25 protein-coding genes are annotated in these 25,310 nt (G+C 72.3%); 19 read left to right on the top strand and 6 right to left on the bottom strand.

Features of this window, described 5'->3' with window-relative positions; all coding sequences use genetic code 11:
• The first annotated feature begins 327 nt into the window (after positions 1–327).
• Genes ACFV9H_RS28110 through ACFV9H_RS28100 form a run of 3 tightly spaced genes read left to right on the top strand, consistent with a single transcriptional unit; the run spans position 328 to position 2,627 of the window.
• Positions 328–660: a hypothetical protein gene (locus ACFV9H_RS28110; protein WP_385403405.1), complete on the top strand. Its 333-nt coding sequence runs from the start codon at positions 328–330 to the stop codon at positions 658–660.
• Entirely contained in the window at positions 650–1,822 is a 1,173-nt protein-coding gene (locus ACFV9H_RS28105; RefSeq protein ID WP_385403403.1) for an MAB_1171c family putative transporter, read from the top strand. The genes ACFV9H_RS28110 and ACFV9H_RS28105 overlap by 11 nt, the downstream gene beginning before the upstream one ends.
• A gap of 7 nt (positions 1,823–1,829) precedes the next feature.
• Entirely contained in the window at positions 1,830–2,627 is a 798-nt protein-coding gene (locus tag ACFV9H_RS28100; RefSeq protein ID WP_385403400.1) for an SDR family NAD(P)-dependent oxidoreductase, read from the top strand.
• Positions 2,628–2,696: 69 nt separating this feature from the next.
• Here the strand turns inward: ACFV9H_RS28100 and ACFV9H_RS28095 are convergent, their stop codons facing one another.
• From ACFV9H_RS28095 to ACFV9H_RS28085, 3 genes are all read right to left on the bottom strand, one after another.
• Positions 2,697–3,014, bottom strand: a complete 318-nt coding sequence (locus tag ACFV9H_RS28095) for a hypothetical protein (protein ID WP_385403398.1) — start codon at positions 3,012–3,014, stop codon at positions 2,697–2,699.
• A gap of 256 nt (positions 3,015–3,270) precedes the next feature.
• A complete protein-coding gene (locus ACFV9H_RS28090) occupies positions 3,271–4,908 on the bottom strand; it encodes an ABC-F family ATP-binding cassette domain-containing protein (protein WP_385403396.1) in 1,638 nt (545 codons plus the stop codon).
• Between the two features lie 67 nt (positions 4,909–4,975).
• The gene (locus ACFV9H_RS28085; RefSeq protein WP_385403393.1) at positions 4,976–6,283 is read right to left on the bottom strand and encodes an SLC13 family permease; all 1,308 of its coding nucleotides are present in this window, start codon (positions 6,281–6,283) and stop codon (positions 4,976–4,978) included.
• 133 nt (positions 6,284–6,416) lie between these two features.
• Here ACFV9H_RS28085 and ACFV9H_RS28080 point away from each other — a divergent pair, with 133 nt between their 5' ends.
• Positions 6,417–7,388, top strand: coding sequence for a GlxA family transcriptional regulator (locus ACFV9H_RS28080; RefSeq protein ID WP_385403390.1), 972 nt, complete (start codon positions 6,417–6,419; stop codon positions 7,386–7,388).
• 260 nt (positions 7,389–7,648) lie between these two features.
• Positions 7,649–8,278, top strand: coding sequence for a DJ-1/PfpI family protein (locus ACFV9H_RS28075; RefSeq protein WP_385403387.1), 630 nt, complete (start codon positions 7,649–7,651; stop codon positions 8,276–8,278).
• 1 nt (position 8,279) lies between these two features.
• Here the strand turns inward: ACFV9H_RS28075 and ACFV9H_RS28070 are convergent, their stop codons facing one another.
• Complete coding sequence (locus tag ACFV9H_RS28070) at positions 8,280–9,032, bottom strand: enoyl-CoA hydratase/isomerase family protein (RefSeq protein WP_385403384.1); 753 nt, start codon at positions 9,030–9,032, stop codon at positions 8,280–8,282.
• 157 nt (positions 9,033–9,189) lie between these two features.
• On the opposite strand from ACFV9H_RS28070, the gene ACFV9H_RS28065 reads away from it, so the two are divergent.
• Both ACFV9H_RS28065 and ACFV9H_RS28060 read left to right on the top strand, forming a co-directional pair.
• On the top strand, positions 9,190–9,810 hold the full coding sequence (locus ACFV9H_RS28065) for an HdeD family acid-resistance protein (RefSeq protein WP_385403477.1): 621 nt from the start codon (positions 9,190–9,192) through the stop codon (positions 9,808–9,810).
• Between the two features lie 130 nt (positions 9,811–9,940).
• Positions 9,941–10,450, top strand: a complete 510-nt coding sequence (locus tag ACFV9H_RS28060) for an ATP-binding protein (RefSeq protein ID WP_385403475.1) — start codon at positions 9,941–9,943, stop codon at positions 10,448–10,450.
• 15 nt (positions 10,451–10,465) lie between these two features.
• On the opposite strand, the gene idi is transcribed toward ACFV9H_RS28060, so the two are convergent.
• Entirely contained in the window at positions 10,466–11,065 is a 600-nt protein-coding gene (gene idi, locus ACFV9H_RS28055) for an isopentenyl-diphosphate Delta-isomerase (protein WP_385403382.1), read from the bottom strand.
• 119 nt (positions 11,066–11,184) lie between these two features.
• Positions 11,185–12,471 (bottom strand): GNAT family N-acetyltransferase, encoded by a 1,287-nt coding sequence (locus ACFV9H_RS28050; protein WP_385403472.1) that lies wholly within the window; start codon positions 12,469–12,471, stop codon positions 11,185–11,187.
• A 404-nt stretch (positions 12,472–12,875) separates the two neighbouring features.
• On the opposite strand from ACFV9H_RS28050, the gene ACFV9H_RS28045 reads away from it, so the two are divergent.
• The 12 genes from ACFV9H_RS28045 to ACFV9H_RS27990 all read left to right on the top strand — a co-directional run bounded on the left by ACFV9H_RS28045 (position 12,876) and on the right by ACFV9H_RS27990 (position 25,175).
• The gene (locus tag ACFV9H_RS28045) at positions 12,876–14,660 is read left to right on the top strand and encodes a DUF5941 domain-containing protein (protein WP_385403469.1); all 1,785 of its coding nucleotides are present in this window, start codon (positions 12,876–12,878) and stop codon (positions 14,658–14,660) included.
• Entirely contained in the window at positions 14,657–15,409 is a 753-nt protein-coding gene (locus ACFV9H_RS28040) for a sugar phosphate nucleotidyltransferase (RefSeq protein WP_385403380.1), read from the top strand. Before ACFV9H_RS28045 ends, ACFV9H_RS28040 begins: the two co-directional genes overlap by 4 nt.
• Positions 15,397–16,458 carry an iron-containing alcohol dehydrogenase family protein gene (locus tag ACFV9H_RS28035; protein WP_385403376.1) on the top strand — a complete coding sequence of 354 codons (1,062 nt, stop codon included), beginning with the start codon at positions 15,397–15,399 and terminating at the stop codon, positions 16,456–16,458. The genes ACFV9H_RS28040 and ACFV9H_RS28035 overlap by 13 nt, the downstream gene beginning before the upstream one ends.
• Positions 16,436–17,215, top strand: a complete 780-nt coding sequence (locus tag ACFV9H_RS28030; protein ID WP_385403373.1) for a CDP-alcohol phosphatidyltransferase family protein — start codon at positions 16,436–16,438, stop codon at positions 17,213–17,215. The genes ACFV9H_RS28035 and ACFV9H_RS28030 overlap by 23 nt, the downstream gene beginning before the upstream one ends.
• Before the next feature lie 8 nt (positions 17,216–17,223).
• A complete protein-coding gene (locus ACFV9H_RS28025; protein WP_385403467.1) occupies positions 17,224–18,096 on the top strand; it encodes a glycosyltransferase family 2 protein in 873 nt (290 codons plus the stop codon).
• Positions 18,097–18,191: 95 nt separating this feature from the next.
• Positions 18,192–19,121 carry an ABC transporter permease gene (locus tag ACFV9H_RS28020; protein WP_385403371.1) on the top strand — a complete coding sequence of 310 codons (930 nt, stop codon included), beginning with the start codon at positions 18,192–18,194 and terminating at the stop codon, positions 19,119–19,121.
• Positions 19,114–19,896, top strand: coding sequence for an ABC transporter ATP-binding protein (locus ACFV9H_RS28015; RefSeq protein WP_385403368.1), 783 nt, complete (start codon positions 19,114–19,116; stop codon positions 19,894–19,896). The genes ACFV9H_RS28020 and ACFV9H_RS28015 overlap by 8 nt, the downstream gene beginning before the upstream one ends.
• A gap of 345 nt (positions 19,897–20,241) precedes the next feature.
• The gene (gene hpnC, locus ACFV9H_RS28010; protein ID WP_385403366.1) at positions 20,242–21,171 is read left to right on the top strand and encodes a squalene synthase HpnC; all 930 of its coding nucleotides are present in this window, start codon (positions 20,242–20,244) and stop codon (positions 21,169–21,171) included.
• 8 nt (positions 21,172–21,179) lie between these two features.
• Positions 21,180–22,118: a presqualene diphosphate synthase HpnD gene (hpnD, locus tag ACFV9H_RS28005; RefSeq protein ID WP_385403364.1), complete on the top strand. Its 939-nt coding sequence runs from the start codon at positions 21,180–21,182 to the stop codon at positions 22,116–22,118.
• Positions 22,118–22,651: a hypothetical protein gene (locus ACFV9H_RS28000; RefSeq protein ID WP_385403362.1), complete on the top strand. Its 534-nt coding sequence runs from the start codon at positions 22,118–22,120 to the stop codon at positions 22,649–22,651. The genes hpnD and ACFV9H_RS28000 overlap by 1 nt, the downstream gene beginning before the upstream one ends.
• A complete protein-coding gene (gene hpnE, locus ACFV9H_RS27995; protein ID WP_385403359.1) occupies positions 22,648–24,027 on the top strand; it encodes a hydroxysqualene dehydroxylase HpnE in 1,380 nt (459 codons plus the stop codon). The genes ACFV9H_RS28000 and hpnE overlap by 4 nt, the downstream gene beginning before the upstream one ends.
• 47 nt (positions 24,028–24,074) lie before the next feature.
• Positions 24,075–25,175, top strand: a complete 1,101-nt coding sequence (locus ACFV9H_RS27990) for a polyprenyl synthetase family protein (protein ID WP_385403357.1) — start codon at positions 24,075–24,077, stop codon at positions 25,173–25,175.
• Positions 25,176–25,310: the final 135 nt, after the last annotated feature.

Raw genomic sequence — 25,310 nt, 5'->3', positions numbered from 1 at the left:
AACGCCCGTTCGTCACTTCGGCGGACGGGCTTCCGCATTCCCCTCAGGACCGCATTCCCCGAGGCCGGTTTGAAGGCACAGGACACCATGCCCATGCCCCCGCACGCCTACAGACGTTGCCCGAGAAAGGGTCCGAAGAGGGATCACATGTCCCACCGGCAAGTCAGTCTGCGCAAAAGGTGCGAGAACATTCTCGGCCATCTGGAATTGCCCCATCCGTTCTCGCTCGATGAGCTCTGCAATCGAATAGCCGAGCAGCGCGGCCGCCCCATCCGGCTCCACCCACTCCCCAAAGAGGCCGCGGAGACGGGCGTTTGCGGGCTCTGGGTGGGCACCGCCAGCGTCGATTACGTCTTCTACGAGGCCCAGACCACCCCGCTGCACCGGGAGCACATCGTGCTCCACGAACTCGGCCACATCCTCTTCGGTCACCACTCGGTGGAAGCCGAGGAGGCCGACGGGAACGACGGCCGGGCCCCGACCGTCCTCGGGCGCACCAACTACACCACCCGCCAGGAGCAGGAGGCGGAGATGCTCGCCAGCATGATCCGCATCCGCACGGCGAACACCGCTGCGCACGGGACCGCGGTGCGGCCGCGCGGCACCCTGGCCCGGCTGGAGTCCGCCATGGGGTACGAGCGGAGGAACGATGGCAGCTGACCTGACCGCATTCGGCAACTGGCTCGCCGTCCCCAGCGTCGTGTGCCTGTGGATCGCGCTCCTGCTCCGCGCCCCCGGCGCCCTGCGCTCCCCGCAACAGCGCGGACTGTGGCTGGCGGTGGCCACCGCGGCCGCCGCGATGACCCTGAACCTGCCCGACGTGGTCGCGTACGCCATGCGCCGCGGCCCGGACTACGCCCACGGCATCGGGCTCTTCCGCAACTTCACCGGGGTGCTGTCGGCGGGCGCCGTGCTCTACTTCGTGGCCGCCACCACCCGGGGTCGCCGGCTCCAACTCGCCTCCGGCGTCGCGACCGTGGGGTGGCTCGCCGCGCTCCTCGCCCTGGACGCGGCCGCCCCCGCGCACGGTAGCCACACCATGCCGCCGGTCGGCGACCCGGTGCCGTCCCTCGCGTACTGGCTGGTGCTGATCTCCGCGCACCTGGTCGCCAACACCGTCTGCGTGGCCCTGTGCTGGCGCTACAGCCGCCGTACCGAGAGCCGGGGGCTGGCCGCCGGGCTGCGGCTGTTCGGACTCGGCACCGCGCTCGCCGGCCTGTTCTGGTTCGCGTACCTGCTCAAGGGCCTGTTCGGCAGCACCTGGGCGATGCCCGCCCTGCCGCTGCTGATGAACCTGCACGGCCTGCTGCGGGCCGCCGCGATCCTGGTGCCGACGCTGTTCACCTTCCGCCGCGGCGCCGCCGACATCGCCACCGCGTGGCGGCTGTGGCCGCTGTGGCGCGACCTGGTGCAGGCCGTCCCGCACGTGGCCCTCAACAAGCCGAGGGCCGGCCGGGTGGTGGAGCTGCTGTGGCCGCCCGTCCCGCGCAACCTGCTCGTCTACCGCAAGGTCATCGAGACGCGCGACGCGATCCTGATCCTGGGGGAGTACGTCGCCCCGGGCGCCCTGGAACAGGCCCGCGGCCAGGTCGCCGGACGCGGGGTCCCCGAGCAGCGGCGCACCGCGGCCGCGCTGGCCTCCGTACTGCGGGAGGCGCGGCAGGCGAAGCTCGACGGACTTCCCGGGCAGGCGGGCGAGGCGGCCGCGCTGGAACTGCCGGCCGCGATCCAGACCACGAAGGCGGACGGCGACCTGGCGGACGAGGCGGCCTTCCTCGTCGATGTCGCCCAGGAATACGCCGCCGCAACCAGCAGGAAGTGAACCCGTCTTGACGACGTCGACGATGACCGTACTGATCACCGGAGCGAGCGCCGGACTGGGCGCGGCCTTCGCGCGCGGCTTCGCCGCCAAGGGCTGCGACCTGGTCCTCGTGGCCCGCGACAAGGACCGCCTCGACGCCCTCGCCGAGGACCTGGGTCGGGAGTTCGGCGCGGCCTGCGAGGTGCTGCCGGCCGACCTCCTGGACCCGGCGCAGTGCGCCTCGGTCGCCGAGCGGCTCGCCGACCGGGACCGGCCCGTGGACGTCCTGGTCAACAACGCGGGCTTCGGGCTTCCGGCGCCGTTCCCGTACAGCCCGGTGGAGGACGAGGAACGGATGCTGGACCTGCTGGTCAAGGTCCCGCTCCGGCTCACCCACGCCCTCCTGCCGGGCCTGCGCGCACGACGCCGGGGGGCCGTCCTCAACGTCTCCTCGGTGGCGTCGCTGCTGCCCACGGGGACCTACGGCGCGGCCAAGGCCTGGATCACCGCCTTCAGCGAATCCCTCCGCGTGGACATGGAGCCGTACGGCGTCCGCGTCCTGGCGGTGGTCCCCGGCTTCACCCGCACCGAGTTCCAGGAGCGGGCCGGCATGGACGTCAGCGCGCTGCGCGACGCGGTCTGGCTGGAACCGGAGGCCGTGGTCGCCCGGGCCCTGAAGGACCTCGCGCTGCGCCGCCCGCTGAGCATCACGGGCCGCCGCTACCAGGCGTACGCCCTCGCGGTCCGCCACCTCCCGCGTGGGTTCGTGGCCCGCAAGATGGCGCGCAAGCGGCGTGCCCCCGCCGGCGGGCCGGACGAGAGCTGAAAGCTGCCGCGGCACGCCGATGCGCGGACCGGTGACGGTCCGCGCAGGGCGTGCTGTGCAGGGGACGAATCAGTGGCCGTAACCGCCGTGGCCGCCGTTACCGCCGTGGCCGCCCCAACCGCCGTGGCCGCCGTGGCCGTGGCGGTGTCCGCCCCAGCCGTTGTCGTCGTCATCGTCGTGGTCCCAGCCGCCGTGACGCCAGCCGCTCTTGTGATGGCCGTAGTCGTCATCGTCATCGTCACCGCAGCCGCCACCGTTGACGTAGCTGACGGGCTGGGCCGGGGCTGCCGCCGAGGCGGTGCCCGCCGTGCCGAGTGCGGCCCCGCCGGCCATCAGGAGACCGGCGGCGGAAGCCACGAAGAGGCGCTTCGCTCGCTGTGCATGCATGAGAATTCCCTTTCCTTCCACCCACTCGCACCCCTTCGGGGCGTCGGGAGGCGGAACCGCGGCCGCAGAGTGAGAATGCGCAGCGCGGGTCGGATACAGGGCCGCGGGAAGTGCGGAAGCACATGTCCGGTCACCCCTGGCAACGTGGGACTCAGGCCATGGGGACGTGCTCCGCGGTTGCGGCTCTCACCCACAAAGGCTAGTCGCGCACGAGCCGGTCGGCACCTTGAGATCCGGCTGATCCGAAAGGGACGGCCTACAGCTCGACGACCTTGCCGCCCGAGACCTCCAGGCGGCGGGTCACCTGAACGGCGTCCAGCATGCGGCGGTCGTGGGTGACCAGCAGGAGGGTGCCCTCGTAGGACTCCAGGGCGGATTCCAGCTGCTCGATCGCCGGGAGGTCCAGGTGGTTGGTCGGCTCGTCCAGGACCAGCAGGTTCACCCCACGGCCCTGGAGCAGGGCCAGCGCCGCGCGGGTGCGCTCGCCCGGGGAAAGGGTGGCCGCCGGGCGCAGGACGTGGGCCGCCTTCAGGCCGAACTTGGCCAGCAGCGTACGGACTTCCGCCGGCTCGGTGTCCGGGACCGCCGCGCAGAAGGCCTCCAGCAACGGCTCGTCGCCGAGGAACAGGCCGCGCGCCTGGTCCACTTCGCCGACCAGGACGCCGGAGCCGAGGGTGGCGGAGCCGGAGTCCGGGGTGAGCCGGCCCAGCAGCACGGCCAGCAGGGTGGACTTGCCGGCGCCGTTGGCCCCGGTGATCGCCACCCGGTCCGCCCAGTCGATCTGCAGACTGGCCGGGCCGAAGGCGAAGTCCCCGCGCTTGACGGCCGCCTCGCGCAGGGTGGCCACCACCGAGCCGGAACGCGGGGCCGCCGCGATCTCCATGCGCAGCTCCCACTCCTTGCGCGGCTCGTCGACGACCTCCAGCCGCTCGATCGCCCGCTGCGTCTGGCGGGCCTTCGCGGCCTGCTTCTCGCTGGACTCGCCGCGCAGGTTCTTGCCGATCTTGTCGTTGTCGCTCGCCTTGCGGCGGGCGTTGCGCACGCCCTTGTCCATCCAGTTGCGCTGCATCTGCGCCCGGCCTTCGAGCGCGGACTTCTTGCCCGCGTACTCCTCGAACTCCTCGCGGGCGTGCGACCGGGCCCGCTCGCGCTCCTCCAGGTAGGACTCGTACCCGCCGCCGTAGAGGTTGATCTGCTGCTGCGCCAGGTCCAGTTCGAGGACTTTGGTGACCGTCCGCGTCAGGAACTCGCGGTCGTGACTGATCACGATCGTGCCCGCGCGCAGTCCCGTCACGAAGCGCTCCAGCCGCTCCAGACCGTCCAGGTCCAGGTCGTTGGTGGGCTCGTCGAGGAGGAAGACGTCGTAGCGGGACAGCAGCAGCGAGGCGAGGCCCGCGCGGGCCGCCTGGCCGCCGGAAAGCGCCGTCATGGGCAGGTCCAGACCCACGGTGAAGCCGAGGTCGGCGGCGACCTCCTCGGCCCGCTCGTCGAGGTCCGCGCCACCGAGGTCCAGCCACCGGTCCAGCGCGGTCGCGTACGCGTCGTCCGCGCCCGGCTCCCCGTCCACCAGGCCCTGCGTCGCCGCGTCGAGCTCCGCCTGCGCGGCGGCCACGCCGGTGCGCCGCGCCAGGAACTCCCGTACGGACTCCTCCGGGCGACGCTCCGGCTCCTGCGGGAGGTGACCGACGGCGGCGGTGGGCGGGGAGAGGCGCAGCTCACCGGTCTCGGGGGTGTCCAGCCCGGCGAGCAGGCGCAGCAGGGTGGACTTCCCGGCGCCGTTGACGCCGACGAGACCGATGACGTCGCCGGGCGCGACGACGAGGTCGAGATCGGCGAAGAGCGTGCGCTCACCGTGCGCGGCGGTGAGCTTCTTGGCGACGAGGGTTGCAGTCATGATCTGCCGATCCTATCGGGCCCGACCGGACCACCTCCGCCGTCGATCACCCGTCGACACCCGCCGATCAGCTGCCGATCACCCGCAGTCCGGCCCACAGCGCCGTCACGGCGGCGGCGAGGGCGAGCGGGGTGGTGATCAGGCCGAGTCGGGTGAAGTCGGACACGGAGACGCGCACGGCGTGTGCCTGGAGGACCCGGCGCCACAGCAGGGTGGCCAGCGAGCCCGCGTAGGTCAGGTTCGGGCCGATGTTCACGCCGATCAGCACGGCCAGCACCGGTCCCGCCCCGCCGGGCGCGGCCAACGGGAGCAGGGCGAGCACGGCGGGCAGGTTGTTGATCAGGTTGGCCAGTACGGCGGCCACGGCGGCGGTCGCCAGCAGCGCGGGCAGGGAATTCCCGGCCGGCAGCACCCGGGCCAGCCCGTCGCCCAGCCCGTGGTCCACCACCGCCCCCACGACGACCCCGAGGGCCAGTACGAACAGGCAGAACGCGGGCGCCGTCGAGGCGATGACCCGACGCGGTGTCGTCTCCCGGCGCCGTAGGGCCCGTACGGCCAGCACGGCGGTGCCCGCCAGGGCCGCCCAGGCGGGACTCGCCCCGGCGAAGGAGGCGAGGGCGAAACCGGCCAGGGTCAGCAGGAGCACGGCGAGCGCGAAACGAGGCAGCGGCGGGTGCTCCCCGGGCACCGGGACGTGCTCGGGCGGAGCCGCCAGATCGGCGCGGAAACAGCGTCGGAACACCGCGTACTCGACCCCGATCGCGACCAGCCAGGGCAGGGTCATGAGGGCCGCGAAGCGGGTGAAGGAGAGGCCGCTCGCGGTGAAGGCGAGCAGGTTGGTGAGGTTGGACACGGGCAGGAGCAGCGAGGCCGAGTTCGCGAGGTGCGCGGTGGCGAGGACGTGCGGCCGGGGCCGGGCCCCGAGCCGGGCCGTCGTCGCCAGTACCACCGGGGTCAGCAGCACGACCGTCGCGTCCAGGCTCAGCGCGGCGGTGACCACCGAGGCCACCGCGAACACCCCGCCGAGCAGGGCCGTCGGCCCCCGATCGGCGGCACGCCGGGCCACAGCGGCTCCGGCGGCCCGGAAGAGTCCCTCGTCGGCGCAGAGCCGGGCCAGGGCCAGCACCACCGCCAGGAACCCGACCACGGGCAGGAGGTCGCGCACCTGCGCCCAGGCGTCCGCGGGCGACACCACCCCGAGGGCGACGAGCAGCGCTGCCGCCGGGACGGCGGCGGTGGCCTCGGGCAGACCGCGCGGCCGGAACACGGCGAAGGCGAGCACCCCGAGGAGGAGGGCGGCCGACAGGGACTCGGCGGCGAGGGCGTTCAGGGGGTACTCCGGAGGGGTGGCGCGGTGACCTCGACAGGATGACATCGGGGCGCCCGGCCGCCCGCACCGGGGTCGGACGGGCAGCGCGGCAGCCCGCGTGGCGGGCGTGGCGGGCATGGCGGGATAGGTGGGAAGCACGTCATTGCGGCCATCCCACGCCGCGGCCCACCATGAGGCCATGACGTGGTCGCCGCGAAACGTGCTCGTCGTCCTCTACGACGGGGTGCAGAGCCTGGACGTGACCGGGCCGGTGGAGGTGTTCGCCGCGATCGCCCGGTTCCCCGGGCGGGAGGGGTACGCGATCCGGACGGTGTCGCCGGGAGGCGCGCCCGTGCGGACGAGCAGTGGGCTGACGCTGGTGCCCGACGGGGACCTGGAGGGCGCCCGGCCGGGAGCCGGGACCACACTGCTCGTGCCCGGTGGCCGGTACCGGGGCGACTTCGAGCCTCGGCTCACCGACTGGCTCCGCGCCCACGGGGGTGCCGCGGAGCGGCTGGTGTCCGTGTGCACGGGCGGGCTGCTGCTGGCGGAGGCCGGGCTGCTGGACGGGCGGCGGGCGACGACGCACTGGGACGTGTGCGACCGGATGGCGCGGGACTACCCGGCCGTCGTGGTGGAGCCGGACCCCATCTACGTACGGGACGGTCCGGTGGCGACCTCGGCCGGGGTGACGGCGGGGATCGACCTCGCGCTCGCGCTGGTGGAGGAGGACCACGGGCGGGAGGTCGCGCTGACGATCGCCCGACACCTGGTCGTGTTCCTGCGCAGGCCCGGCAACCAGGCGCAGTTCAGTGCGCAGCTGGCGGCGCAGACGGCGGCGCGTGATCCCTTGCGGGAGGTCCAGCAGTGGATCACGGAACACCCGGACTCCGACCTGAGCGTGGACACCCTCGCGGCCCGCGCCCGGCTCTCCCCGCGGCACTTCGCCCGTGCCTTCCAGGCGGAGACGGGGGTGACACCGGGCCGGTACGTGGAACGGGTCCGCGTCGAACACGCCCGCCGTCTGCTGGAGGAGAGCGTGGACGGGGTCGCCCAGATATCCCGCGCCTGCGGCTACGGCACGCCGGAGGCCCTGCGGCGCGCCTTCGTGAAGACCCTGGGCCAATCCCCGGCCGAATACCGCCGCCGCTTCGGCCCGCCCCACCGCTAGCCGGGGCCGGGGCCGGGGCCGGGGCCGGGGCCGGGGCCGGGGCCGGGGCCGGGGCCGGGGCCGGGGCCGGGGCCGCTGCGCGGAGCCGTTCCCCACCCCGCCCCTTCCCGAAACCGGGGCTGCGCCCCGGACCCCCCTCGGGGCTGCGCCCCGGACCCCTTCGGGGCTGCGCCCCGGACCCCTTCGGGGCTGCGCCCCGAAAGGAACACCCGCCCCGGCAGGGGGCGGGGTCGTGATTCGTCTACCGCTCCGGAGGAGCCATGCAGATCGCCGTACTGCTCTACGACCGCTTCACCGCCCTCGATGCCATCGGGCCCTTCGACACCCTCGGGCGGCTCGCCGACGCCGAAGTGGTGTTCGTGTCCGAGCGGCCCGGGCCCGTGCGGACCGACAACGGGTCGCTCGCGCTCGTCGCCGACAAGGGGCTCGACGAGGTGACCCGGCCCGACATCGTCATCGTGCCCGGTGGGCCGCACCCCGAGCTGGAGATGGAGAACCCCGTCGTGATGGAGTGGCTGCGCATGGTCGACGCCACCACCACCTGGACCACCTCCGTGTGCACCGGGTCCCTGCTGCTGGCAGCCGCGGGACTGCTCAACGGGCGGCGGGCCGCAGGCCACTGGATGTTCCTGGACCAGCTGCCGAAGTTCGGGGCCGAGCCCACCGGGGAGCGGGTGGTGTTCGACGGGAAGTACGTCACCGCCGCCGGGGTGTCCTCGGGGATCGACATGGGGCTCACCCTGCTCGGCAAGATCGCCGGTGACGAGTACGCCCAGGCCGTCCAGCTGATGACCGAGTACGACCCCCAGCCGCCCTACGACGCCGGTTCACCGGACAAGGCCCCGGCCGGCATCGTCGCGATGCTGCGGGCGAACAACCCGCTGGTGTAGCTCACGGTGTCCATGTGAACTTCGGCGGGCGGCGCTCCAGGAACGCGGCGACACCCTCGGCGGCGTCGTCGCTTCCGGCCGCCTGGCCGTCCCAGTGGCCGTCCCGGTCCGTCCGGCCGTCCGCGAACTCCTTGGCCGCCGCCTGCGTCAGTTGTGACCGCGAGGCCAGGATCCGGGTGAACTCGGCGACCCGCTCGTCCAGTTGCCCGGCCGGCAGCAGCTGGTTCAGGAACCCGGCGCGCAGCGCCTGCTCCGCACCGATCAACTCCGCGGAGAAGAGCAGGTACTTGGCCCAGGCCGGCCCGACCAGAGCCGCCAGCCGCCGGGTGGAGGACGCCGGGTAGACGATGCCCAGCTTGGCCGGGGTCACCCCGAAGGACGCCCCCTCCTCCGCGAACCGCAGGTCACAGGCGGCCGCGAGCTGGCTGCCGCCGCCCACGCAGAACCCGCGGACCACCGCCAGCGTCGGCTTCGGGAAGGCGGCCAGCGCCTCCTCGGCCGTGACGGCGAGCGCCCGTGGGTCCTCGTCCCCGGTCAGCGAGGAGATGTCCGCGCCCGCGCAGAACGTGGGTCCGGCCCCGGTCAGTACGAGCACCCGTACGGCCGGATCCTCCGCCAGGCCCGTCAGCAGCTCCGGGAGCGCCCGCCACATCGCCGCCGTCATGGCGTTGCGCTTGGCGGGGTGCGAGATGACCACGGTGGCGACCCCGTCGGCGACCGTGTGGAGGAGTGCGGAGTCCCCGGCTGCGTTCATGCGCCGGATGCTATCCCGGGGCGACGATCCTATGATCAAGGGAGTCCGTCCGGGGGGTGCTGAAAGGGGCACGTCCGTGGGCGAAGAACCGCAGCGCGAACCGCAGCGCGAGACGCGGCGACAACCGCGGCGCGAACAGCAGCGGGACAAGGAGCAGCTGAGTCGGAGTTTCGGGTGGTTGGCCCTGCTCGGGGTGTTCCTCGTGCTGGCCGGCCTCGTCGGGCTCGTGTACACCGGCCTGGCCACGCTGACCTCGATGTTCCTCTTCGGCTGGCTGCTGTTGATCGGTGGTGTCGTGGGCCTGCTCCAGGCCGTGCAGTCGCGCCACGGCAACTACTTCTGGCTCGCCGTCATCGTGGCGGCGATCAACCTGGCGGCCGGCTTCGTGGTCCTGCGCCGCCCCGAGGCGAGCGCCGAGGCGCTGACCATGTTCGCCGCGCTGCTCTTCCTCACGGGCGGGGTGTTCCGGCTGGTCGGCGCCCTCGTGGTGCGCGGTGCGAACTTCGGGCTCTCGCTCGTCCAGGGTGCCTTCGGCGTCCTGCTGGGCGTCCTGATCCTGTCGAGCTGGCCGGGCAGCAGTCTGTACGTGATCGGAACCTTCTTCTCCCTCGCCCTCCTGTTCGACGGCCTGAGTCTGGTGGCCCAGGGAATGGGAGCCCGCCGCATCCTGGGGTTGGTCAGGCAGGACGAGGTGGGCGCGGGGGGCGAGGGGTCGGACGCGACGGACGGTGCGGCCGAGAAGCGTCCGACAGGAGATCAGGAACAGTCGAACAACTGACTCTGTCATACGCCAGTGGTCAGAAAGTGTCCGATTGATGCTGACTTCTGGTCAGCGGTTCGGTGTGGACCAGCCCGTTCCCCACTCTTGACGCGTGGAGACGATCGAGCGCGAAGACGGGGGACGGAAGATGGATGTCAGCGGGAGCGTCCCGCCGGCCAAGGAAGCGGATCCCGGGGTGCCGGCCGACCCCCTCGCGTACGAAGGTGTGTGGAGGTTCACCGCTCCCGCCGTAGAAGAATCCGTTCCGCAGGCCCGGCGCGCGGTCCGTGACCTGCTCGGGCGCCAAGGGGTTCCGGCCCATCAGGACCTCGTCTACTCCCTGCTGCTGATCGTCTCCGAACTGGTGACGAACTCGGTCCGGCACGCCGCCCTGCTGTCGCCCGAGGTCGCGGTCGAGGTGGCGATCGGACGGGCGTGGGTACGGGTGGCCGTCGAGGACAACCACCCGTACCGCCCCAAGGCCCTGGAGGCCGATTTCGGCCAGACCGGCGGCCGGGGCCTGCTCCTGGTAAAGGAGATCACGCTGGAGGCCGGCGGGGTCTGCGACGTCGAGCACACCTCGACCGGCGGCAAGGTCATCTGGGCGGCGCTGCCGCTCACCACGCCGGGCAGCCCCGCGCCGACCCCGGTCGGCTGACGGACGTACGACGGGTTACCAGCCCGCCGCGTCGCCCGTCAGCTCACGGATCGCCGGTCGCGCCGCGTCCAGTACGGTCATGAACCAGGCCGAGAACGGCAGTTCGGCGTGCTGCTTGGCCAACTCCTCGGCGGTGACGAAGGCGGTGTCCGCGATCTCCTCCGGATCGGGTCGCACCGCGGCCTGCGCGAGTCCCACGAACAGGTGGTTGAACTCCTGCTCCACCAGGCCCGATGCGGGGTCCGGGTGGTTGTAGCGCACGGTTCCCGCCTCCGCGAGCAGCGAGGGCGAGAGCCCCAGCTCCTCGTGGGTCCGCCGGGCCGCCGCCGCGAACGGCGACTCCCCCGGATAGGGGTGACCGCAACAGGTGTTCGACCAGACGCCGGGGGAGTGGTACTTCCCGAGGGCCCGCTGCTGGAGCAGCAGACGGCCCTGCTCGTCGAAGAGGAACACCGAGAACGCCCGGTGCAGCTGCCCCGGCGCCTGATGGGCGGAGAGCTTCTCCGCCGTGCCGATGGTGTTGCCGGACTCGTCGACCAGTTCGAGCATGATCTGTTCTTGAGTGCCGGTGCCGTTGGACGCGCTGTTGGCGGCGGTGGCTGGTGTGGTCGGCATACCCATCCTTCGCTTCGGACTCCGGCCTTCAGTCTGCCGTACAAAAGAGGCTTGTCCCCACTTCGAAGATCTGTCCAGGGCCGCCCCCCGCCGCGTGCCGGGCGACGGGGGGCGGAAGATCAGACTCCGAACGGGGCCGGATAGGTGATCGTGCCCGTCGGAACCGGGACGGAATCGTCCAGCACCAGCGCCATCATCGCCTCGTCCGGCACCTCGAAGGGCGCCCGGATCCCGAAGTGCGACGCCGGTACGAAACCGAAGCGCGGGTAGTACTCCGGGTGCCCGAGGACGAGGACCAGCGATTCCCCGCGCTCCTTGGCCGCCGCGAGCAGCGCCCGTACGACCGCGCTGCCCGCGCCCGAGCGTTGGAGCGCGGGATCGACCGCGACCGGGGCGAGCGCGAGCGCCCGTACCCCGTCCACCTCGCAGGCGGTGAGCAGCGCGTGAGCCACCACCGACCCGTCCGGGCCCTCGGCCACGTACGACAGCTCGGGCAGCCAGGAGCCGTCCGCGCGCAGCGCGTCCACGAGATCCGCCTCCAGCGGGGTCTCGAAGGCCGCCAGGTTGACGTCCCGTACGGCGGCCACGTCGGCCGCCGTCTCCCGTCGGGCCGGCCAGGCGTCGCCGTCCCCGGCGGTCACCGGGCGCAACACGTATCCGGTGTACCCGTACTCGTGTCCGTGCCGGGCCCGTACGTCGAGTTCCTCGCGCGTGGCTGCCAGCGCGGCCTCCGTCGCCGGGGAGTCGGCGCCCGGGTGGGTGCGGACCCGCTCGGCGAGCGGGCCGTAGTACTCGGCCCAGTCGGAGTCGGGCAGGTGGTGCACGCCGAGCACCCGGTACCCGGCGGCCTGGGCGGCGGCGAGGTTCCCGGCGGTGGAGCGCAGCGGGCACTCCTTGTCCCAGAAGGCGCGCGCCCCGGCGGACGGCTCGTCGACGGTCCACTGGCACTCGGTCAGCACGATCGTGCCGCCCGGGGCGAGCAGCCGCCGCCACCGCGCGAGCGCGGTGTCGAAGCCGACGATGTAGGCGGAACCCTCCGCCCACACGAGGTCGAAGGAGCCGTCCGGGAACTCCTCGGCGGGCAGCGCGCCCATGTCCGCGCGGACGGTGCGGACCCGGTCGTCGAGCCCGCGGGCCGCGGCGGCCGTGCGGAGCTCGTCGAGGAAGGGGGCGTGCAGGTCGACGGCGGTCACCTCGGCGCCGGTCGCCCCCGCCTCGGCTGCCAGCAGCAGGGCGCTGCGGCCCGGACCGCAGCCCAGGTCGAGGACGCGCGGCCGCTCGGGCAGCGGTCCGCACAGGGACAGCAGGTGACGGGTGCTCGCGTCGGAGCCGGGAGCCTGCCGGGGCAGGCCGTGGTGCAGGGTGAAGAACGCCTCGATGAAGGCGGAAGTGGTCGTGTTCGTGATGTCGGTCAACGTGAACCCTCGGAAAGGGGGCTCCGGCCGATCGGGGGGCCTGTCGGTGGTGTGATCAGGCCCGGTGGTCGGATGCCCGGAAGGAATGGGGGACGTACCGGAGTTCGCCGCGCTCGGCCGCGACCACTACGACGGTCATCAACCCACCTCTTCCTCACTCGTTCACGTGCAGGGCGTGTCCACCGTAACATCCGGGCCGTTTGTGGTACCGGCCATGATCGTCAATGATGGCCCGGCAGTACGGCTTCGACAGGGCCCGACGCCCGGGGATATTCCGCTTATCAGGGCGTAAACGGGTGGTGAACCCCTGCTTCCATTCATCCGATAGCCTCAGCCGACGTGCCGCGCCCCCGCGAGGGTGCCCGTCCGCAATCCGTTTCAAGGAGTGAGTTCGTCTGCCGACCGTCATCCTCACCGGCCTGCCGGTCCCCGGATCACCGCTCGCCGGCGAGCTGCGCTCCCTCGGCTTCGACGTCCGCCCCGCCGCCGGTCCCCAGGACACCGCCGCCGTGCTCGCCGGCGTACCCGCCGACCAGCGCGTGGCCGTCGTGGACAGTGCCTTCGTCGGACACGTGCACGCGCTGCGCCTCGCGCTGACCGACCCGCGCTTCGAGGCCTGCGCCGTCACCGGCGCCCTCTCCGTCCAGCCCGGCGCCCGCGCGGCCCTCGACCGCGCCGCCGCCCTGGCCCCCGACGGCTCCGGCCCCTACGCGGACCGGCTCGCCGCCGCCGTCGAGGCCGCCGGGGCCACCGTGCAGCGCCCCGAGCTGGGCACCCTCGTCGCCGCCGTCCCCGCTACCGCGGAGGAACGGGACGCGGCGAGCGCCGCCGTCGCCGCCGTGGACGACGAGGCCGTACGGCTGCGGACCGCCGTGAAGTCCCGCGACGGGTTCTTCACCACCTTCTTCATCAGCCCGTACTCGCGCTACATCGCCCGCTGGTGCGCGCGGCGCGGCCTGACCCCGAACCAGGTCACCACCGCCTCGCTGATCACCGCGCTGATCGCGGCCGGCTGCGCCGCCACCGGCGAGCGCTGGGGCTACGTGGCGGCCGGTGTGCTGCTCCTCGTCTCCTTCGTACTGGACTGCACCGACGGGCAGCTCGCCCGCTACTCGCTCCAGTACTCGACGATGGGCGCCTGGCTGGACGCCACCTTCGACCGCGCGAAGGAGTACTCCTTCTACGCGGGCCTCGCGCTCGGAGCCGCCAGGAACGAAGACGACGTCTGGGCCCTGGCCGTCGGCGCGATGGTCCTCATGACCTGCCGGCACGTCGTGGACTTCTCGTTCAACGAGGCCAACCACGACGCCACCGCCAATACGAGTCCCACGGCCGCCCTGTCCGACAAGCTCGACAGCGTCGGCTGGACGGTCTGGGTCCGCCGGATGATCATCCTCCCCATCGGGGAGCGCTGGGCCATGATCGCGGTGCTGACCGCCGCGACCACCCCCCGGATCGTCTTCTACGCCCTGCTCGTCGGCTGCGCGTTCGGCGCCCTCTACACCACCGCCGGCCGGGTGCTGCGCTCCCTGACCCGCAAGGCGAGGCGCACGGACCGGGCCGCCCAGGCCCTCGCCGACCTCACCGACTCCGGCCCGCTCGCCGAGCTCCAGGCGCGGCTGCTGCGCGGCCGCGCCGGGACCTTCGGATCGGTGTACGTCGCCGCCCTCGGCGCGCTGCTGATGACCGGGGCCGCCCTCTACCTGCCGTTCGGCGACCGCCGGCTGATCGCCGTCGCCGTGATCTACGTCATGACCGCCGGCCTGGCCGTCGCGGCCCCGCTCAAGGGCGCACTCGACTGGTTGATCCCGCCGCTGTTCCGGGCCGCCGAGTACGTGACGGTCCTCGCGCTCGCCGCCAAGGCGGACGTCCCCGGTGCCCTTCCCGCGGCATTCGGCCTGATCGCGGCGGTCGCCTACCATCACTACGACACGGTGTACCGCATTCGCGGCGGCACCGGAGCGCCCCCGCACTGGCTGGTGCGGACGATCGGCGGCCATGAAGGCCGGGTCCTGCTGACCACGGTCCTCGCCGCCGTCCTCGTGGGGCGCGCATCGGACTTCCCCGTCGCGCTCACGGTCCTGGCCGTGTTCGTGGCACTCGTGGTGCTCGCGGAGAGCATCCGGTTCTGGGTCTCCTCCGGGGCACCCGCCGTACATGACGAAGGAGAACCAGCATGATCGGCCTTGTACTCGCTGCCGGTGCCGGACGCCGCCTGCGTCCCTACACCGACACCCTGCCCAAGGCCCTCGTGCCCGTCGGCCCCGAGGGCGACGAGGAGAGCCTGACGGTTCTCGACCTGACCCTCGGCAACTTCGCCGAGGTCGGCCTCACCGAGGTCGCCATCGTCGTCGGCTACCGCAAGGAAGCCGTCTACGAGCGCCGGGAGGCCCTGGAGGCCAAGTACGGCGTCAAGATCACGCTGATCGACAACGACAAGGCCGAGGAGTGGAACAACGCCTACTCCCTGTGGTGCGCGCGTGACGTCCTCAAGCAGGGCGTGATCCTCGCCAACGGCGACACCGTCCACCCGGTCTCGGTGGAGAGGACGCTGCTCGCCGCCCGCGGCAACGGCCAGAAGATCATCCTCGCCCTCGACACGGTCAAGAACCTGGCCGACGAGGAGATGAAGGTCGTCACCGCAGATGGTCAGGGCGTCCGCAAGATCACCAAGCTGATGGACCCGGCCGACGCCACCGGCGAGTACATCGGTGTCACCCTCATCGAGCCCGAGGCCGCCGAGCAGCTGACCGAGGCGCTGAAGACCACCTTCGAGCGCGACCCCGACCTCTACTACGAGGACGGCTACCAGCAGCTCGTCAACGACGGCTTCACGATCGACGTGGCCCCCATCGGCGACGTCAAGTGGGTCGAGATCGACAACCACGACGACCTCGCCAAGGGCCGGACGATCGCATGCCAGTACTGACGAGGCTCATCCCCTCGCCCGTCGTCGTCGACATCAGTCGCGGGGCGATGGACGACCTGGCCGGCCTCCTGGCCGACCAGCGGATCTCCGCCTCCGGCAAGCTGGCCATAGCGATCAGCGGGGGCTCCGGCGTGGCGCTGCGCGCCAGGTTGGAGCCCGTCCTGCCGCACGCCGACTGGTACCCGGTCGTCGACGGCACCATCGACTCCGCGGTCAAGCTGGCCGACGACATAAAGGGCCGCCGCTACGACGCCGTCGTGGGCCTGGGCGGCGGCAAGATCATCGACGTCGCGAAGTACGCCGCGGCGCGGGTCGGTCTGCCCATGGTGGCCGTCGCCACCAACCTCTCGCACGACGGCATCTGCTCGCCGGTGTCCATCCTGGACAACGACAACGGCCGCGGCTCCTACGGCGTCCCCACCCCGATCGCCATGGTGATCGACCTCGATGTGATCAAGGACGCCCCGGTACGGTTCATCCGCGCCGGCATCGGCGACGCGATCTCCAACATCTCGGCCATCGCCGACTGGGAGCTCTCCCACGAGATCACCGGCGAGCCCGTGGACGGCCTGGCCGCCGCCATGGCCCGTACCGCGGGCGAGTCCGTGCTGCGCCACCCCGGCGGCTGCGGGGACGACGAGTTCCTCACCGTGCTCTCCGAGGGGCTGGTGCTCTCCGGCATCGCCATGTCGATCAGCGGGGACAGCCGCCCCTCGTCCGGCGCCTGCCACGAGATCAGCCACGCCTTCGACCTGCTCTACCCGGGGCGCTCCGCGCTCCACGGCGAGCAGGTCGGCCTCGGCGCCGCCTTCGCGATGCACCTGCGGGGGGCCAAGGAGCAGTCCGGGCTCTTCGTGGAGGTGCTGCGCCGGCACGGTCTTCCGGTGGGGCCCGAGGAGATCGGCTTCAGCGTCGACGAGTTCGTCGCGGCCGTCGAGTACGCCCCCCAGACCCGCCCGGGACGCTTCACGATCCTGGAACACCTCAACCTGTCCGTCGCCGAGATCAGGGACGCTTACTCCGACTATGCCAAGACCATCCGTAGCTGAACTCCGCCCCGTCGTTCACCCGGCGGGCGTCAAGGACCGGGTCAGTGGCGAGCACTGGGGCGGTCGCCTCTACATGCGCGAGATCTCGCTGCGCATCACCCGTCTCCTGGTCACCACCAGGGTCACGCCCAACCAGCTGACCTACGTGATGACCCTCGCCGGCGTCCTCGCCCTTCCGGCCCTGCTGGTGCCGGGCGTCTGGGGTGCCGTCCTCGGCGTCGTGGCGGTCCAGCTCTACCTGCTGCTCGACTGCGTCGACGGTGAGGTCGCCCGCTGGAAGAAGCAGTTCTCGCTCTCCGGGGTCTACCTCGACCGGGTCGGCGCGTACCTGTGCGACGCGGCGGTGCTGGTCGGTTTCGGCCTGCGCGCCGCCGACCTGTGGGGCGGCGGACGGATCGACTGGCTGTGGGCCTTCCTGGGCACCCTGGCCGCGCTCGGCGCGATCCTGATCAAGGCCGAGACGGACCTGGTCGGCGTCGCCCGCCACCAGGCCGGCAAGCCCGTGGTCCAGGACGCGGCGGCCACGCCGCGCTCGTCCGGCATGGCGCTCGCCCGCCGGGCCGCCGCCGCGCTGAAGTTCCACCGCCTCGTCCTCGGCATCGAGGCGTCGCTGCTCATCCTGGTGCTGGCCGTCGTGGACCAGGTCCGCGGAGACCTGTACTGGTCCCGCATCGGCGTCGCCGTCCTCGCCGCCATCGCGCTGCTCCAGACCGTGCTGCACCTGGTGTCGATCCTGGCCTCCAGCAGGCTCAAGTGAGCACGTCGATGCGGCTGGGCGCCGTGATCATCACCATGGGCAACCGCCCCGACGAGCTGAAGGCCCTGCTCGACTCCGTGGCCCGCCAGGAGGGCGACCCGATCGACGTCGTCGTCGTGGGCCAGGGCGTACGGGTCACGGGCCTGCCCGAGGGTGTCCGCACGGTGGACCTGCCCGAGAACCTGGGCATCCCCGGCGGCCGCAACGTCGGCATCGAGGCCTTCGGCCCCGGCGGCTCGGACGTGGACGCGCTGCTCTTCCTGGACGACGACGGTCTGCTAGAGCGCACCGACACCGCCGAGCTGTGCCGGCAGGCCTTCGCGGAGGAGCCGCGGCTCGGCATCGTCAGCTTCCGGATCGCCGACCCTGAGACGGGCATCACCCAGCGCCGTCACGTGCCCCGGTTGCGTGCCTCGGACCCCATGCGCTCCTCCCGCGTGACCACCTTCCTGGGCGGTGCGAACGCCGTGCGGACGAAGGTGTTCGAGCAGGTCGGGCAGTTGCCGGGGGAGTTCTTCTACGCGCACGAGGAGACCGACCTGGCCTGGCGGGCACTCGACGCGGGGTGGTCGATCGACTACCGAGCGGACATGGTGCTGCTGCACCCGACGACCGCCCCCTCCCGGCACGCCGTTTACCACCGTATGGTGGCCCGTAATCGTGTGTGGCTGGCCCGCCGCAACCTGCCCGCTCCGCTGGTCCCGGTCTACCTGGGCGTCTGGCTCCTGCTGACGCTCCTGCGCAAGCCCTCGGGACCGGCGTTGAAGGCCTGGTTCGGCGGTTTCAGGGAGGGATGGACGACTCCCTGCGGTCCTCGCCGCCCGATGAGATGGCGTACGGTCTGGCGGTTGACCCGTCTGGGCCGACCACCTGTCATCTGACAAGCCCGCGTCTGGGAACATGGCGCGATCATGGGCCTCGTGCCACCGGCCTGATGCCCTACCTGGCCGCATCTTGAAGACGAAAGTTTCAACTTGTGAGTGACACAACCCACGACGGCGCCCTCGCCACGAGCAAGCCGCCGTCCGCTGACGCGGGACTGAGCCCCGCGGAGCTCGCCAGGAAGTACGGCCTCTCCGTGAGCGGCGCCCGGCCCGGTCTGGGCGACTACGTGCGGCAGCTCTGGGGCCGGCGCCACTTCATCATGGCGTTCTCCCGGGCCAAGCTGGTCTCGCAGTACAGCCAGGCGAAGCTCGGCCAGGTCTGGCAGGTGGCGACCCCCCTGCTGAACGCGGTCGTCTACTGGCTGATCTTCGGCCTGATCCTCCAAGCGGGCAAGCAGATGCCGCCGGGCGTCTACGTCCCGTTCCTGATGATGGGCATCTTCGTCTTCACCTTCACCCAGAGCTCGCTGATGGCGGGCGTCCGGGCGATCTCCGGGAACCTCGGACTGGTGCGGGCGCTGCACTTCCCGCGCGCCGCCCTCCCGGTGTCCTTCTCGCTCCAGCAGCTCCAGCAGCTGCTGTACTCGATGATCGTCGTCTTCGTGATCGCCGTCAGTTTCGGCAACTACCCGCGCCTCTCGTGGCTGCTGGTGATCCCGACGCTGGCGCTGCAGTTCGTCTTCAACACCGGCCTCGCCATGATCTTCGCGCGGATGGGTTCCAAGACCCCCGACCTGGCCCAGCTGATGCCGTTCGTGATGCGTACCTGGATGTACGCCTCCGGCGTCATGTTCCCGATCGGGATCTACCTCAAGGACCAGCCCGCCTGGATCAGCGACCTGCTGCTGTGGAACCCCGTGGCGATCTACATGGACCTCATCCGGTTCGCGCTGATCGACGACTACGGCAGCAGCAACCTGCCCCCGCACGTCTGGCTCTTCGCCGTGGGCTGGGCCGCCGTGATCGGCCTCGGCGGCTTCGTGTACTTCTGGAAGTCTGAGGAGCGTTACGGCCGTGGCTGACAACACCAACGGGCGCGTCCCCACCGTGATCGCGGACGGCGTCCACATCGTCTACCGGGTCAACACCGGCAGCGCCGGCAAGGGCGCGGCCACCGCCGCGCTGAGCAAGATAGTCCGCCGGCGCAACGGCGACGCGCCGGGCGTCCGCCGGGTCCACGCCGTGCGCGGGGTCTCGTTCACGGCGTACCGCGGCGAGGCCATCGGCCTCATCGGCTCGAACGGCTCCGGCAAGTCGACCTTGCTGCGTGCCATCGCGGGACTGCTCCCCTGCGAGGAGGGCAGGGTCTACACCGACGGCCAGCCCTCGCTGCTGGGCGTGAACGCCGCACTGATGAACGACCTCACCGGTGAGCGCAACATCGTCCTCGGTGGTCTCGCGATGGGAATGAGCCGCGAGCAGATCAAGCAGCGCTACCAGGACATCGTCGACTTCTCGGGCATCAACGAGAAGGGCGATTTCATCTCGCTGCCGATGCGCACCTACTCCTCCGGTATGGCGGCGCGTCTGCGTTTCTCCATCGCGGCCGCCAAGGACCACGACGTCCTGATGATCGACGAGGCGCTCGCCACCGGTGACCGCAGCTTCCAGGTGCGTTCCGAGAACCGCATCCGCGAACTGCGGCAGAAGGCCGGCACCGTCTTCCTGGTGAGCCACAACAACAAGTCCATCCGCGACACCTGCGACCGGGTGCTGTGGCTGGAGAAGGGCGAACTCCTGATGGACGGGCCCACGGAGGAAGTCGTCTCCGCGTACGAGAAGGCCACCAACGGCTGACCGTCGGTCGCTCCGCCCGGGCCCCCGCCGCTTCACGTGGCGGGGGCCTCGGCGTGTTCTTCGCATTCCGCCGACGACATTCAGTGGCGCGACGAATACCCGAGAGGCCTTCGCGGCGTTGTACAGCGTAAGCTGATGCGGTCCTGAATCGGCCAAGAGGGGACGATTCCCCACAGGTGAGCGGCTCGTGGGGAGTTTCGGGGAGGGCCCCCGGGATACCCCGGCGGCGTGTCCGAAATAGGATGTATTGGGTCGGCAGTGTAGAACGGGAGATGTGACGGCAATGGCTACGGGAATTCTCCGGCCCCCAGGCAATACGGCCGTCCCCGCCCCGGGCGGCGGGCGGTGACCCCGGGGCACGGCATCCACCCCTCGTCCGACACCGTCCACGTGCGCGCCACCCTCGACAAGGCAGCCTCGGAGAACTTCCCGGTGGCCCCCGCATTCCTGCCCCGCGCCTGGCGCGACGGCCTGACCGCGGTCTACGGCTACGCCCGCCTCGTCGACGACATCGGCGACGGCGACCTGGCCCCCGGCGGACTCGACGCGGTGTTCCTCGGCCTCGACGCGGCCGTCGTCGACGACCGGCTCGCCATGCTCGACGCCTTCGAGGCCGATCTGCTGCGCGTCTTCGGCGGCATCGACGGCCCGCCCCGGCACCCGCTGCTGGTCGCCCTCCAGCCCGTCGTCCGCGCCCACGGCCTGACCCCCGAGCCGTTCCTCGGGCTGATCGAGGCCAACCGCCAGGACCAACGGGTCGCGCGCTACGAGACGTACGCGGACCTGCTCGGCTACTGCGAGCTCTCCGCGAACCCGGTGGGCCGTCTCGTGCTCTCCCTCACCGGCACCAGCACCCCCGAGCGGATCCGCCGCTCCGACGCCGTCTGCACCGCCCTGCAGATCGTCGAGCACATCCAGGACGTCGCCGAGGACCTCGGCCGGGACCGGATCTACCTCCCCGCCGAGGACATGCGACGCTTCCACGTCACCGAATCCGACCTCGCGGCCCCGTCCGCCGGCGCGGCCGTACGCTCCCTGATCGCATACGAAACCGAGCGCGCCCGCGAGCTGCTGAATGAAGGCACCCCGCTCGTGGGTAGCGTGCACGGCAGGCTCAGGCTGCTGCTCGCGGGTTTCGTGGGAGGGGGGCGCGCCGCCCTGCGAGCCGTCACCGCCGCCGGCTTCGACGTACTCCCCGGACCGCCGGGGCCCACCAAGAGCGGCCTGCTCCGCGAGGTGGCCGCCGTCCTGCGCACCGCGCCGAGAAAGGGGTGAGCCCGACCGTGGAGGGACCCACACACGTGTCCGCACCTGTCCAGGCGGCCTACAGCTACTGCGAGGCCGTCACCGGATCGCAGGCGCGCAACTTCGCGTACGGCATCCGACTGCTGCCCACCGACAAGCGGCAGGCGATGTCCGCGCTGTACGCCTTCTCCCGGCGGGTCGACGACATCGGCGACGGCACGCTGCCCCCCGAGGCGAAGCTGGCCCGCCTGGAGGAGACCCGTGCGCTGCTCGGGCGGATCCGGGCCGAGGAAGTCGACGAGGACGACACCGACCCGGTCGCCGTCGCCCTCGCGCACGCCGCACGCCGCTTCCCGATCCCGCTCGGCGGCCTCGACGAACTCATCGACGGGGTCCTGATGGACGTCCGCGGCGAGACCTACGAGACCTGGGACGACCTCAAGGTCTACTGCCGCTGCGTGGCGGGCGCGATCGGACGGCTCTCGCTCGGCGTGTTCGGCACCACCCAGGGATCGCCCGACGCCGCGCGCGCCGGGGAGTACGCCGACACGCTCGGCCTCGCCCTGCAACTGACCAACATCCTGCGGGACGTCCGCGAGGACGCGGCCAACGGGCGGACCTACCTGCCCGCCGAGGACCTCGCCAAGTTCGGCTGCTCCGACGGCTTCCACAGCGACCGGGCCCCCGCCGGCTCCGACTTCGCCGGGCTCGTCCACCACGAAGTCCGGCGCGCCCGGGCCCTGTTCGTCGAGGGCTACCGGCTGCTGCCCATGCTCGACCGGCGCAGCGGTGCCTGCGTGGCCGCCATGGCGGGCATCTACCGGCGCCTCCTCGACCGCATCGAGCGCGAGCCCGAGGCCGTGCTGCGGGGCCGCGTCTCGCTCCCGACGCACGAGAAGGCGTACGTCGCCGTGCGGGGCCTGTCCGGCCTCGACGCCCGCACCATCTCCCGCCAGAGCAACCGGAGGCGAGCCTGATGCCCCTGACCTCCCGGCCCGTGGCGGATGTGCCAGGCCGGGCCGAGCGCGCCGACCGCACCGGTGCGCCCGCCGCCCGCCCCGCCCCACCGGCCCCGGCCGCGCCCGCCGCCCACCGCTTCCTCCCGGCCCCCCTCGGCGCCGGGCCCTCCGGGCCGGGCTCCGCCCGCGCTGCCCTGCGGGGCGCACCTGGCGCCCGTGCTGCCTTCCCGGGCGCGCCCGGCGGCGGGCCCTCCCGGGCGGGCTCCGCCCGCATCGCCACCCGGCACGCCGGGCACGCGGCTCCCGCGCCGGTGGTCCCGTACTTCGGTGCCGCCCTCGGGCGGACCCACGCTTCGGTGGGGCGACACTCCGGGGCGCCTGCCGTGGCCGACTCGACGCTGCCCGCCCGGGCAACCGCCGGGCCGGTGCGAGCGTCTCTTCGGGCGGGAACCGGCCACGCCGGGCGGGCCGTCGTGTCCGGAACGGCCTCGGCCGAGGCGCAGCGACCGACCAGCCCGGAGGGCCACCGCACCACGGGGGAGGGCGCATGACCACGACCGAGCAGCGAGCCGTCGTCGTCGGCGGGGGCCTCGCCGGAGTCACCGCCGCGCTCGAACTCGCCGACGCGGGGCTCCGGGTGACCCTGCTGGAGGGCCGACCGCGGCTCGGCGGGCTCGCCTTCTCCTTCAAGCGCGGCGAACTCACCGTCGACAACGGCCAGCACGTCTACCTGCGCTGCTGCACCGCGTACCGCTGGTTCCTCGACCGTGTCGACGGCGCCGCCCTCGCGCCCCTGCAGGACCGGCTCGACGTACCCGTGCTCGACGTCGCCCACCCGCGCGGCCCGCGCCTCGGGCGGCTGCGCCGCAGCGCCCTGCCCGTGCCCCTGCACCTGGCCGGCTCGCTGGCCCGCTACCCGCACCTGTCCCTCGCCGAGCGCGCGAGCGTCGGCCGCGCCGCCCTCGCGCTGCGCCGCCTCGACCCCGCCGACCCGGCCCTGGACGGCGTCGACTTCGCGACCTGGCTCGGCCGCTACGGCCAGTCCGCCCGTACGATCGAGGCCCTCTGGGACCTCGTCGGCATCGCCACCCTCAACGCCACTGCCGAACACTCCTCACTGGGCCTGGCCGCCATGGTCTTCAAGACCGGCCTGCTCTCCGAGAACGGCGCCGCCGACATCGGCTGGGCCCGGGTACCCCTCGGCGACCTGCACGACACCCTCGCCCGCAAGCAGCTCGACGCGGCCGGCGTACGGACCGAACTGCGCACCCGCGTCACGGGCATCTCCGCCACGCCCGACGGGACCTGGCGGGTCGACACCGAGGAAGAGTCCCTCGACGCGGAAACGGTCGTCCTGGCCGTCCCGCAGCGCGAGGCGCACGGACTGCTCCCGGCCGGGGCGCTGGCGGACCCCGACAAGCTCCTCGACATCGGCACCGCGCCGATCCTCAACGTCCACGTCGTCTACGACAGGAAGGTGCTCAAGCAGCCCTTCTTCGCGGCGCTGGGCTCCCCGGTGCAGTGGGTCTTCGACCGCACCGACTCCTCAGGACTGCCCGACGGCGGCCAGTACCTGGCGCTGTCCCAGTCAGTGGCCCAGGACGACATCGACGAGCCCGTCTCCGTCCTGCGGGCCAAGTACCTGCCCGAGCTGGAGCGGCTGCTGCCCGCCGCGCGCGGCGCCAAGGTACGGGACTTCTTCGTCACCCGGGAGCGAACGGCGACCTTCGCTCCCACCCCCGGCGTCGGCCGGCTGCGCCCCGGGGCGCGGACCGACACGCCGGGGCTCTACTTGGCCGGTGCGTGGACTGCCACCGGTTGGCCCGCGACCATGGAGAGCGCCGTCAGGAGCGGACTGAGCGCGGCACACGCCGCGCTCGCCGCCCTCGGCCGCCCCCGCGAAAACCCTCTGCAGGAGGCGGCATGACGACCATCAGCACGAACGCAGCACGTACAGGAACCAGAGGAGAGCCAGTGAACCCGGGGAATCCGGCTGTCGAGAACACGCGTGCCGGTGTGGGCACGGCCGGAGGGGGCGTGGAGAAGGCGGACACGCTCGCGCTCCTGGAGCGCGGCCGCACGCTGTCGACCCCCGTGCTCCGGGCCGCCGTCGACCGGCTCGCGGCGCCCATGGACACCGTCGCCGCCTACCACTTCGGCTGGATCGACGCCCAGGGCAACCCGGCGGACGGCGACCAGGGCAAGGCCGTACGCCCCGCCCTCGCGCTGCTCTCCGCCGAGGCCGCGGGCGTCGCCGCGGAGGTCGGCATCCCGGGCGCCGTCGCGGTGGAGCTCGTACACAACTTCTCGCTGCTGCACGACGACCTGATGGACGGCGACGAGCAGCGCCGCCACCGCGACACGGTCTGGAAGGTCCATGGCCCCGCCCAGGCGATCCTGGTCGGCGACGCGCTGTTCGCCCTCGCCAACGAGGTCCTGCTGGAGCTCGGCACGGTCGAGGCGGGGCGTGCGACGCGCCGGCTGACCACCGCCAGCCGCAAGCTCATCGACGGCCAGGCGCAGGACATCTCCTACGAGCACCGCGAGAGCGTCAGCGTCGAGGAGTGCCTGGAGATGGAGGGCAACAAGACCGGCGCCCTGCTCGCCTGCGCGGTGTCCATCGGCGCGGTGCTCGGCGGCGCGGACGACCGTACGGCCGACAAGCTGGAGGAGTACGGCTACCACCTGGGCCTCGCCTTCCAGGCCGTGGACGACCTGCTCGGGATCTGGGGCGACCCGGAAGCCACCGGCAAGCAGACGTGGAGCGACCTGCGCCAGCGCAAGAAGTCCCTGCCGGTCGTCGCCGCGCTGGCGGCGGGCGGTCCGGCCTCGGCCGAACTGGCCGAACTGCTGGCGGCGGACGCCAAGAGCAGCGACTTCGAGAACTTCTCGGAGGAGGAGTTCGCGGCCCGCGCGGCGCTCATCGAGGCTGCGGGCGGCCGCCAGTGGACCGCCGACGAGGCACGCCGCCAGCACGCGATCGCGATCCGGGCGCTGGACGACGTCGACATGCCGCAGCGGGTGCGCGACCAGCTGGTGGCCCTCGCGGACTTCGTCGTCGTGCGCAAGAGGTGACCGCCACCCGACAGCGGATATGACTCGCGAGTCGCGGGGCGGCCCCGCCCCGGCCGGCGCCCGCCCACCCCCCCCCAACAAAGGGCCCACAAGAACCAAGGGGGGCCAAGCAACCGACGACCCCCCACCAGCCCG

This window comes from Streptomyces sp. NPDC059874 (assembly GCF_042731135.1).
GTDB lineage: Bacteria > Actinomycetota > Actinomycetes > Streptomycetales > Streptomycetaceae > Streptomyces.
The sequence above is the reverse complement of the archived record's forward strand: the minus strand, read 5'-3'. Positions and strand labels throughout refer to the sequence as shown.

Bases quoted from the DNA above. Each gene is read 5' to 3' on its own strand.
- ACFV9H_RS28080 (WP_385403390.1), top strand. From the start codon at position 6,417: ATGACGTGGTCGCCGCGAAACGTGCTCGTCGTCCTCTACGACGGGGTG.
- idi (WP_385403382.1), bottom strand. From the start codon at position 11,065: ATGCCGACCACACCAGCCACCGCCGCCAACAGCGCGTCCAACGGCACC.
- ACFV9H_RS28035 (WP_385403376.1), top strand. From the start codon at position 15,397: ATGCCAGTACTGACGAGGCTCATCCCCTCGCCCGTCGTCGTCGACATC.
- ACFV9H_RS28090 (WP_385403396.1), bottom strand. From the start codon at position 4,908: ATGACTGCAACCCTCGTCGCCAAGAAGCTCACCGCCGCGCACGGTGAG.
- ACFV9H_RS28085 (WP_385403393.1), bottom strand. From the start codon at position 6,283: ATGTCATCCTGTCGAGGTCACCGCGCCACCCCTCCGGAGTACCCCCTG.
- ACFV9H_RS28025 (WP_385403467.1), top strand. From the start codon at position 17,224: ATGCGGCTGGGCGCCGTGATCATCACCATGGGCAACCGCCCCGACGAG.
- ACFV9H_RS28030 (WP_385403373.1), top strand. From the start codon at position 16,436: ATGCCAAGACCATCCGTAGCTGAACTCCGCCCCGTCGTTCACCCGGCG.
- ACFV9H_RS28095 (WP_385403398.1), bottom strand. From the start codon at position 3,014: ATGCATGCACAGCGAGCGAAGCGCCTCTTCGTGGCTTCCGCCGCCGGT.
- ACFV9H_RS28105 (WP_385403403.1), top strand. From the start codon at position 650: ATGGCAGCTGACCTGACCGCATTCGGCAACTGGCTCGCCGTCCCCAGC.
- ACFV9H_RS28000 (WP_385403362.1), top strand. From the start codon at position 22,118: ATGCCCCTGACCTCCCGGCCCGTGGCGGATGTGCCAGGCCGGGCCGAG.
- ACFV9H_RS28070 (WP_385403384.1), bottom strand. From the start codon at position 9,032: ATGAACGCAGCCGGGGACTCCGCACTCCTCCACACGGTCGCCGACGGG.
- hpnE (WP_385403359.1), top strand. From the start codon at position 22,648: ATGACCACGACCGAGCAGCGAGCCGTCGTCGTCGGCGGGGGCCTCGCC.
- ACFV9H_RS28075 (WP_385403387.1), top strand. From the start codon at position 7,649: ATGCAGATCGCCGTACTGCTCTACGACCGCTTCACCGCCCTCGATGCC.
- ACFV9H_RS28060 (WP_385403475.1), top strand. From the start codon at position 9,941: ATGGATGTCAGCGGGAGCGTCCCGCCGGCCAAGGAAGCGGATCCCGGG.
- ACFV9H_RS28040 (WP_385403380.1), top strand. From the start codon at position 14,657: ATGATCGGCCTTGTACTCGCTGCCGGTGCCGGACGCCGCCTGCGTCCC.